The 8,942-nt window shown below is 72.6% G+C and carries 10 protein-coding genes; 4 read left to right on the plus strand and 6 right to left on the minus strand.

Features of this window, described 5'->3' with window-relative positions:
- Window positions 1-472 precede the first annotated feature (472 nt).
- Window positions 473-841: a hypothetical protein gene (locus tag ACZ4WZ_RS18995; protein WP_467891676.1), complete on the plus strand. Its 369-nt coding sequence runs from the start codon at window positions 473-475 to the stop codon at window positions 839-841.
- Complete coding sequence (locus ACZ4WZ_RS19000) at window positions 834-1,250, plus strand: hypothetical protein (protein WP_467891678.1); 417 nt, start codon at window positions 834-836, stop codon at window positions 1,248-1,250. Before ACZ4WZ_RS18995 ends, ACZ4WZ_RS19000 begins: the two co-directional genes overlap by 8 nt.
- 45 nt (window positions 1,251-1,295) lie before the next feature.
- Here the strand turns inward: ACZ4WZ_RS19000 and ACZ4WZ_RS19005 are convergent, their stop codons facing one another.
- The 3 genes from ACZ4WZ_RS19005 to ACZ4WZ_RS19015 form a co-directional block, all read right to left on the minus strand.
- The gene (locus ACZ4WZ_RS19005; RefSeq protein WP_467891680.1) at window positions 1,296-1,799 is read right to left on the minus strand and encodes a GNAT family N-acetyltransferase; all 504 of its coding nucleotides are present in this window, start codon (window positions 1,797-1,799) and stop codon (window positions 1,296-1,298) included.
- Between the two features lie 37 nt (window positions 1,800-1,836).
- Entirely contained in the window at window positions 1,837-2,361 is a 525-nt protein-coding gene (locus ACZ4WZ_RS19010; protein ID WP_467891683.1) for an RNA polymerase sigma factor, read from the minus strand.
- A 73-nt stretch (window positions 2,362-2,434) separates the two neighbouring features.
- Window positions 2,435-3,604 carry a glycerophosphodiester phosphodiesterase gene (locus tag ACZ4WZ_RS19015; RefSeq protein ID WP_467891686.1) on the minus strand — a complete coding sequence of 390 codons (1,170 nt, stop codon included), beginning with the start codon at window positions 3,602-3,604 and terminating at the stop codon, window positions 2,435-2,437.
- A 303-nt stretch (window positions 3,605-3,907) separates the two neighbouring features.
- On the opposite strand from ACZ4WZ_RS19015, the gene ACZ4WZ_RS19020 reads away from it, so the two are divergent.
- Entirely contained in the window at window positions 3,908-4,537 is a 630-nt protein-coding gene (locus ACZ4WZ_RS19020; RefSeq protein ID WP_467891835.1) for a lysophospholipid acyltransferase family protein, read from the plus strand.
- 12 nt (window positions 4,538-4,549) lie between these two features.
- On the opposite strand, the gene ACZ4WZ_RS19025 is transcribed toward ACZ4WZ_RS19020, so the two are convergent.
- From ACZ4WZ_RS19025 to ACZ4WZ_RS19035, 3 genes are all read right to left on the minus strand, one after another.
- Complete coding sequence (locus ACZ4WZ_RS19025; RefSeq protein WP_467891688.1) at window positions 4,550-6,025, minus strand: bactofilin family protein; 1,476 nt, start codon at window positions 6,023-6,025, stop codon at window positions 4,550-4,552.
- A 78-nt stretch (window positions 6,026-6,103) separates the two neighbouring features.
- A complete protein-coding gene (locus tag ACZ4WZ_RS19030; protein ID WP_467891691.1) occupies window positions 6,104-7,648 on the minus strand; it encodes an MFS transporter in 1,545 nt (514 codons plus the stop codon).
- Window positions 7,648-8,196 (minus strand): TetR/AcrR family transcriptional regulator, encoded by a 549-nt coding sequence (locus ACZ4WZ_RS19035; protein WP_467891693.1) that lies wholly within the window; start codon window positions 8,194-8,196, stop codon window positions 7,648-7,650. The genes ACZ4WZ_RS19030 and ACZ4WZ_RS19035 overlap by 1 nt, the downstream gene beginning before the upstream one ends.
- Before the next feature lie 101 nt (window positions 8,197-8,297).
- Between ACZ4WZ_RS19035 and ACZ4WZ_RS19040 the strand changes: the two genes are divergently transcribed.
- Window positions 8,298-8,798 (plus strand): HAD domain-containing protein, encoded by a 501-nt coding sequence (locus tag ACZ4WZ_RS19040; protein WP_467891695.1) that lies wholly within the window; start codon window positions 8,298-8,300, stop codon window positions 8,796-8,798.
- Window positions 8,799-8,942 lie beyond the last annotated feature (144 nt).

Consider the following 8,942-nt stretch of genomic DNA (forward strand, 5'->3'; position numbering starts at 1 on the left):
CGTGAAGGGGCCCTCAGAAGGCGCACATTCGACACATACAACGAGCACCGGGCGTCATCGTCGCCTCGGTCGCAAGGGTGCGGCTGCTCGTCGTGGTCATGCGCCCCAGTAAAGCAGACACGTCGACTCACCGATCAATGCTGTCCGGATAGCGGACGGAATCGGGCCGCATCGCGGACGCGGTGGGGCTCCTCCGCCCCTCCGTCCCGAGCCCGGCACGGGGTCCGCCCGCCCAGTGCTGACACGGCCGGGAGGCCCCTGACCGCCGCGTCCGCCCCGAGCTCGAGGACGGGGCGCGCTGTGGCCAAGGCCACGGTCCGCCTTCCGGCCGGGCGGCCGGCCGCATCCCCGCGGGGGCCTCCGGGACCGGGCGGCGGGCGGCCCGCTCCGGCACGCGGCGGCACGCCTTCCGGCCGGGCGCGCCCCGAGGGGCGGGCACATCGGGCCTCCGGGCCCGTAATACCCTCGCTGCATGCTCGTCGCCCTGACGGTCGCCATCGGTGCGGCCGCCCTCGCCCTCGCCGCCTGGTGCGGCCACGCCGCATGGCGGGACCAGCCGACCAAGGACTGGCACTTCATCGGCATGGCCGTGGTGACCGTGCTGGTCCTCGCCCAGCTGGTGATCGGCCTGGTCCAGCTGGGCCGGGGCGAGGAGCCCGCACAGGGGACGGTGATCTTCGTGGCCTACCTGCTGGGCGCCTTCGCGGCGGTCCCGGCGGCCGGGATGCTCTCGCTGACCGAGCGCACCAAGTGGGGCTCGGTGACGGTGGCCGCGGGCGCGGTCGTCCTCGCCGTGCTGGAAGTACGCCTCTACGACATCTGGGGATCCGCCGGTGCCTGACACGACGACCGCCCCGCCCGCCGGGCGCAAGCGACTGGTCTCCGGTCCGGGGCTGCTGCTGGTGTGGCTCTACGGGGTGATGGTGGTCGGCGCGGTCTCGCGCTCGGCCTACCAGATCTCCACCGAGTTCGACCGGGCGCCGCTGCCGTACTCGCTGTCGGCGGCGGCGGCCCTGGCCTACGCCTTCATCACGTACTCCCTGGTGCGCGGCGGGGAGAGGGCCCGCAGGGCGGCGCTGGTGTGCTGCGGCGCCGAACTCGCCGGTGTGCTGGCCGTGGGGGCCTGGACCCTGTGGCGGCCCGAGGCCTTCCCCGACGCGACCGTCTGGTCGGACTTCGGCATGGGCTACCTCTTCATCCCGGTGATCCTGCCGGTCACCGGGATGCTCTGGCTCCGGTCCAGGCGCTGAGGCCGCGGACCCGGTCCACGACCGGGCCCGCGACACGCGGTGCGGCTACGCGCTGACGGCGTAGTCGGTGTCCTTGGCGTCCTTCTCCAGGATCACCAGGTGCACGCCGTCGGAGGCGGTGCGGTTGCCGACCTGGGCGTAGCCGGCCTTGCGGTAGAGCCGCAGGTTCGACTCGCTCTTGTGGCCCGTGTACAGGCGGAAGCGGGTCGTGCCGCCGCGGCCGGCGAGGGCCTCCTCGACCCCGCGCAGCAGTCGCGCGCCGAGGCCGTGGCCCTGGAGGCGGGGGTGCACGCACAGCTTGGCGATGCTGGCCGTGCCGTCTTCGCCGACGCTGCCGCGCACCGCGCCCACCACTTCGTCGCCGAGCCGGGCCACCAGGACGGTGTCCTCGGCGAGCTCCGCCTTCAGGGAGTCCAGGGACTGGGTGAGGGGCTGGATGAGGTAGTTGCCGTACAGCTCGGCCTCCCGCTGGAACGCCAGGTACTGCAGCTTGAAGATCTGCTCGGCGTCTTCGGCGGCCGCCGCCGAAATGGTCACACTCATGCCCATGTGCGCATGCCTCCCGCTCACCTGGTGGCTCTCCGGTCTACCGCTCCTTTCCCCATGGGTCAGGAGCCGCAACCTCGACAGCCAGCATTCTGCGCAGACATCCCAGGCAACGGGAACGTACCGGTCCCAAACTTCCTTGTGAGATACCCAACTCTCCTGCGATTTCACGGTAAGTCAGGTCTCTGGGCGACAGAAGTGCCGCCATCAGTTCCGGACAGCGTCCCGGCAATCGGGCGACCGCCGATCGGAGGGCCCGGTTCGCCTCGCCGTGCAGCAGGGCGTCCTCCGGCTCGCCGGCGGCGTCCGCGGGCGTGCCGCCGTACGGGACCTCGCGCCGGGCCCTCCGCCGTGCGTGCCGGGCCTCGGCGCGCACCGCCCGCCGCAGCCAGCGGGCGCGGCCTGTGGGGTCGGGTGCGCGCGGGCCTCGCTCCAGCAGCCGCACCCAGACGGCTTGTTCGAGGTCGGCGGCCTCCACTCCGGCGGCCGGGGCCTCGGCGGCCGCCTCCGCCGAGAGCAGCGGGCCCAGTTCCTCGAGCAGATCGGGTTCCTGTAACAGGTCCATGCCGGGCGGGACGCGGGGGCCGGGCCGGGCGGTTTCCCCTCCGGGCCCGGCCCACCCGATCGGGGCCCGGGGGCTAGCGGTTGACGCCGCGGCCCGGGCGGAAGGCCTCCGCCGCGAGGAGTCCGGTGTCCGGGTTGTCGGTGAAGATGCCGTCGATGCCCAGTTCGAAGTACCTCTGGAAGGCTCCGAAGGCGTCTCCGTAGGCGGCCGGGTCGGTGCCCTTGCGGTACTCGGCGGGCAGGAAGCTGTTCTCGTTGCGCGCGGTGTAGGGGTGGAGCACCAGGCCCCGGGCGTGGGCGTCGCGTACGAGGGTGGTCGGGGTGGTGAGCCTGCCGGCCGCGTCGCGGGGCACGATCAGGTCGAGGGTGGGGCCGATGCCCTGGGCGAAGCCGGCGATCCACTGGAGCCCCTCGGGCTTGACCAGGTCGGCGACCGTACGGGGGTCCTTGGCCACCTCGAAGTCCCAGGGCCGGGTGCCGGCGGCCGAGAGCAGCACCACGCGCGGGGCGGACACCAGGCGCGCGAGCCGCTGGATGCTGGAGGGCTCGAAGGACTGGAGGAACACGGCGGCGTCGCGGCCGTCGCGGCCGTAGCGGCGCAGCAGCTTGGCGAGGGGCTCCTCCAGGCCGAGGCCCAGGCTCCGGAAGTAGGTGGGGTGCTTGGTCTCGACGTGCAGCCAGATCCGCTTGTCGCGCAGGCGTCCCTCGCGGTTGGCCCAGCGCAGCACCTCTTCGAAGGTGGGGACGGCCCACCTGCCGTCGTAGAGGGTGTTGCGCTGGCGGACGGCCGGGATGCGTTCCTTCGCGCGCAGGGTCTTCAGCTCGGCGAGGGTGAAGTCCTCGGTGAACCAGCCGGTGACGGAGACCCCGTCGACGGTCTTGGTGGTGCGCCGGGAGGCGAACTCGGAGCGGTCGGCGACGTCGGTGGTGCCGCCGATCTCGTTCTCGTGGCGGCAGACCAGGTGGCCGTCCTTGGTGGGGACGAGGTCCTGCTCGATGACGTCGGCGCCGAGGTCGAGGGCCAGCTGGTAGGAGCCGAGGGTGTGCTCGGGCCGGTAGCCGCTGGCGCCGCGGTGGCCGATCACCAGCGGGACGGGCAGATCGCGGTAGCCGCCCCCGCCGTGCTCGCCCGGGGCGGCCGTGGCGGCCGTGGCGGTTCCCGCCGTCATTGCGGTGATGCCGGTTCCGGCCGCCAGTACGGCCGCTCCGAGCACCGTCCGCCGCGCTGCCCCACCGTGTGTCATCAGTGCCACTCCTCGTTCTGCGACGGGCCCGCGGCCCCGGGATCTCCGGGGGGCGTGGAGGCCCGGATCGGCGTGGCGATCGTAGGCGGGGGCGGGTGGCCCGGGGGTGGGCTCCGCCGGAACATGGCGGAAACATGTGTCAACAACGCGTATCCAGCTCGTGAACCCGATGTGCGATCAGGGGTGACCCGCGAGTATCGTCCTCACCTGCACTACCGCCGTGTGGTGCGAAAGCCGCTTTTCGATGCCGGAGGGCTCACGTTGTTCCGTACCGCGCTCATCAAAGCCACCGTCGGACCGGTCATGCGCCTGATGTTCCGCACCAAGGTGGAGGGGCTCGACAACATCCCGGGCACGGGTCCGGTGATCCTGGCGGGCAATCACCTCACCTTCATCGACTCGATGGTCCTTCCGCTCGTCTGCGACCGTACGGTCCACTTCATCGGCAAGGACGAGTACGTGACGGGCAAGGGGCTCAAGGGCCGCCTGATGGCGTGGTTCTTCACCGGGGCGGGCATGATCCCGGTGGACCGGGACGGTGCGAACGGCGGCGTCGCCGCGCTGATGACGGGCCGCCGGATCCTCGAGGAAGGCAAGATCTTCGGGATCTACCCCGAGGGCACCCGCTCCCCCGACGGCCGGCTGTACCGCGGCCGTACGGGCATCGCCCGCCTGACCCTGATGACCGGCGCCCCGGTGGTCCCGTTCGCGATGATCGGCACGGACAAGCTCCAGCCCGGCGGCGCGGGCATGCCGCGCCCGGGCCGGGTCACGATCCGCTTCGGCGAGCCGATGGAGTTCTCCCGCTACGAGGGCATGGACCGCGACCGCTACGTGCTGCGCGCCGTCACCGACTCGGTGATGGCCGAGGTGATGCGGCTGTCGGGCCAGGAGTACGTGGACATGTACGCCACGAAGGCGAAGGCCGCCTGACCCCCGGCGCGCTCACTGCCGCTGGAGTGACCGGCTGACGCCCGCCGCCGTGGTGGTGGCGAGGACCCAGCCGGTCACGATCAGCAGGTACGACAGCCACTGGTACCAGCCGGCCGGGGCGAAGGCGCCCTCCTGGCCGAAGCCGATGATCGGCAGCATCAGGTCCAGGGTGTAGAAGAGCGGGTTGAACTCCGGCGCCTCCCCCGCCTTCAGGGCCCGGGGCGGCGCCAGCCCGTAGGCGACGGTCCCGGTGACGGTCAGCGCGAGCAGCCACGCCGCCGCGCGCAGGGGCCGGAAGCCGTAGCCGACGGTGACGTCCTGGAGCAGGCCCCAGAGGCGGGTGTGCCGGGGCCGGGTGCGCCGGTGGCGGCGCAGTTTGGCCAGCTGGGCGGTGCGGGCGCCCGCCTCGTCGCCGACGGTGCGGTAGGAGGCGGCCAGCTGCTCGTAGGCGTACGGCAGGTATCCGTCCTCCTCGCGTTCCAGCAGCGGAAGCCGCTCCTCGGCGGGCAGGTGCGGGTGCAGCAGCCGGTAGCTGAGCCCGTCGGCCCGGACCACGGGCGGCCAGACGGACGGCTCGGCCCACAGCATGTCGACCTGGCTGCGGCGCAGGTTGACGATGCCGTCGATGGTGGGGCACTTGCGCAGCCAGAACTCCCCCATGACGGCGGAGCTGGCGCGCAGCGCCACCTGGCCGGGGTTGGACAGGCTCGCCCGGGTCAGTATCACCTGGCCGGGGACGCGGGCCCCGGTGAGGTTGACCATACCCTCGGCGTGCAGCCGGTGGCCGCGTACGTCGCTGCCGACGGTGAGGGTCTCGGCGTGCAGGGCGATGCCGCCGGGGTTGATGAGCCGGGCCCCGTCGAGGCTGACCTGGCCGGCGATGGTGGATCCGTTGAGGCGGAACTCGCCGTGGACGGTGAGGCCGCCGGCGATGATGTCCGTCCCTATTTCGGCGTGGTTGAGCTGGAGCGGCGGCTCGTCGGCCTCGTCGGGCAGGGTCCCGGGCCGGATGACGGCGCCCTGGAGGAAGAGGCCGCCCCCGATCTTGGCGCCGGCGAGCCGGACGGGACCGTCGATGCGGCAGCAGGAGAGCCTGAGCACGACCTCGACGCGTACGGTGGCGGCGGTCAGGCCCGGCAGGGTGGAGTCCCCGAGCACGACGGCGCGCAGCTGGGCCCCGTACATCATGGGCTTGCGTTCGAACCAGCAGACCCGCATCCGGATCGGGTGGTCCACGACCGCGTACTTGAGGTCGAGCTTGCCGCTGATCTTCGCACCGTAGAGCTTGATCCCCGCGACGTGTCCCTCGTCGGCGGAGCCGCCGACCAGCAGGGCGCGCAGCACCTCGGCGCGGACGGTGCGCCCGGGGCCCCAGGAGGCACCGTCGTGGGAGGTCTCCTCGGGGCTCTCGCGGAAGTCGACTGCCTCACCGCGCGGGAAGGCTTCCCATACGCGTCGTTCGGCCGGGGTCAGATCGTTGATCTCCATCGCGGGGATGGTGTCCCGGGGCCCGACGGGCTGTCAATTCCGCCGATCCCCTTGCGGGCGGCGCGGTCTGGCGGTGCGTCAGTGCTCGACGCCCTCCTGGAGCTCCTGACCCTTGAGCAGGAACCAGGCGGCCGCGGCGGTGGCCAGCAGCACGGCGGCGCCGACGCCGGAGGCGAGGCGCAGGCCGTCCACGAAGGCCTCCTGGGCCGCGCCGACCATGGTGTGGGCGGTCTGCGGGTCCAGGGCGCGGGCGGCCTCGACGGCGCCGCCGAGCGACTCGTGCGCGGCGTCGGCCACCGGGGCGGGGACCGTGGCGGGGGCGGTGAAGCCCTGGTAGACGCCGGTGACGACGGAGCCGAGCAGGGCGATGCCGAGGGCCGCGCCGAGTTCGTACGCGGTCTCGGAGACGGCCGAGGCGGAACCGGCCTGCTCCTTGGGGACGCTGGAGAGGATCACGTCGGCGGTGACGGTGAAGGAGAAGCCGGCGCCGAGGCCGACGACGAGGAGGGCGGCGCCGAGCAGCGGGTAGCCGGTCTCGCGGTGGATCACGGTGAGCGCCGCGAGGGCCAGGCCGATGGCGGCGAGGCCGCCGGTGACGATGGCGCGTACGGAGTACGCGCGGGCGTACTTGCCGGCGACCAGGCCGGTGACGACCGCGCCGACGGCGGCGGGCAGCTCGGCGAGTCCGGCCTCCAGCGGGTCGCGGCCCTGCACCAGCTGGAAGAACTGGGAGAGGAAGAACACGAGCCCGGAGAGGCCGAAAACGGTCAGCAGGTCGGCGAGGACCGCGCCGGAGAAGCCGCGGTGCCGGAAGAGCCGCATGTCGAGCAGGGGGGAGGCCAGGGTGAACTGGCGGCGCACGAAGGCGTAGAGGCAGGCGGTGCCGAGGGCGGCGGCGATCCAGACGCCCGGGGTGCCGCCGTGGGTGGCCGCCTCCTTGACGGCGTACACGACGCTGATGACGCCGACGAGGGAGAGGGCGACGCTGACCAGGTCCCAGGGGCCCGCGACCGGGTTCTTGGACTCGGGCAGCAGCCGTATGCCGACGAGGACCAGGGCGGCCATCACCGGGAGGTTGATCAGGAAGACCGAGCCCCACCAGAAGTGCTGGAGCAGGGCGCCGCCGACGACGGGTCCGACGGCCGCGCCGGCGGACGCGGTGGCGCCCCAGATGCCGATGGCGAGGCTGCGCTCGCGCGGGTCGTGGAAGATGTTGCGGATCAGGGCGAGCGTGGACGGCATCAGGGTGGCGCCGGCCACGCCGAGCAGGGCGCGGGCGACGATCATCATCTCGGGGCTGGTCGCGTAGGCGTTCAGGACCGAGACGGCGCCGAAGGCGGTGGCCCCGGCGAGGAGGAGCTTCTTGCGGCCGATCCGGTCGCCGAGGGAGCCCATGGAGACGAGCAGGCCGGCGATGACGAAGGAGTAGATGTCGCCGATCCACAGCAGCTGGGTGCCGGACGGCTTGAGGTCCTCGCTGAGGGAGGGGGTGGCGAGGCCGAGTACGGTGGCGTCGACGGCGATCAGCAGGACGGCCAGGACGAGCACGGAGAGTGCGAGCCAGCGCCCGCGGCTCTTCCCCTCCGCTCCCGTCCGCCGCTTCAGCTGTTCGGTTCGGCTCATCACTCCACACTCCGTCGTGCGCCACCGAGCAGCAACTCGGTGATCATGTACTGGAAGTCCTTGGCCGCGACCCGGCCGTCCATGACGGCCCAGGCGCAGGTGCCGATGAGGCCGTAGAGGGCCTCGGTGAGCCAGGAGGGGCTCAGGTCGATGCGGATGTCGCCCTCCTGCTGGCCGCGCCTGAACAGCGCGCTGACGCGGGCGTCGAGGCGGGCCCAGCCCTCGTTGACCTGGTCGCCTTCGAAGAGCTGGTTCTCGGTGACGAGGAAGGCCAGCAGCTGGGCGTTGGGCTCCGCCTCGGCGATCAGCCGCCTCAGGGCGTCCACGGCCGTTCCCTCGTCGAGCCGGGCCCGGTCGAAGGCCCCCTCGAACTCTCGGATGCCGAGGTCCTCGAGGGCGCGCACGAGGGCGTCGCGGCCGGCGAAGTGCCGGTGGAGGGTGGCGCGGCCGATGCCCGCGGCGCGGGCGACCTCGTCCATCGTGGCGGTCGATTTGCGGGAGAGGAGGGCCGCCGCGTGGCGGAGCACCTGGTCACGATCCATGGCCATGAGACAAGCATAAACCGAATGAGACGTTCTCGTCTCATTCGCCGGTTCGGATCAAGAAAAATCGGCTGCCGAACGGGCAGCCGGAGAGGAAGCATGCGGCCATGAAGCCACTGCTGCTGATCGACGTCGACGGCCCGCTGAACCCGTACGCCGCCCAGGCCGAGCGGCGGCCCGAGGGCTACACCACCCACCGGATGCGGCCCACCGGCTTCACCGACGGCAAGCCGCTGCGGGTGTGGCTGAACCCGGACCACGGGGCGGAGCTGCTCGCGCTGGCGGACGCGTACGACCTCGTCTGGGCCACCACCTGGAAGGACGAGGCGAACGACTGGATAGGGCCGCGGCTGGGGCTGCCGCGGCTCCCCTTCATCGACTGGCCGCGGATGCACGGCCGGGCCCCGCGCGGGACCTTCTGGAAGACCCAGTACGTCCTCGAGTACGCGGGCGCGCGGCCCTTCGCCTGGATCGACGACGACATCACGGCGATGGACCACGAGTACGTCGGACAGCGTCACCTCGCGCACGCCCTGCTGATGTACGTGGACGAGCGGATCGGCCTGACCCGGCCGGACTTCGACGCGCTGGCGGACTGGGCGCGCTGAGCCGCCGGGCGGGCGCCGCGCACGCGCGCGGGGGGGGGGGGGGGGGGGGGGGGGGGGGGGGGGGGAGAGAAGGGGGGAGGGGGGGGGGGGGTGAGGCTAGTTTTTCCCCAGCCCTCCCACTCTCCCCTGACGAGACCGGTGCCC

Source organism: Streptomyces sp. NPDC029122, assembly GCF_055569445.1.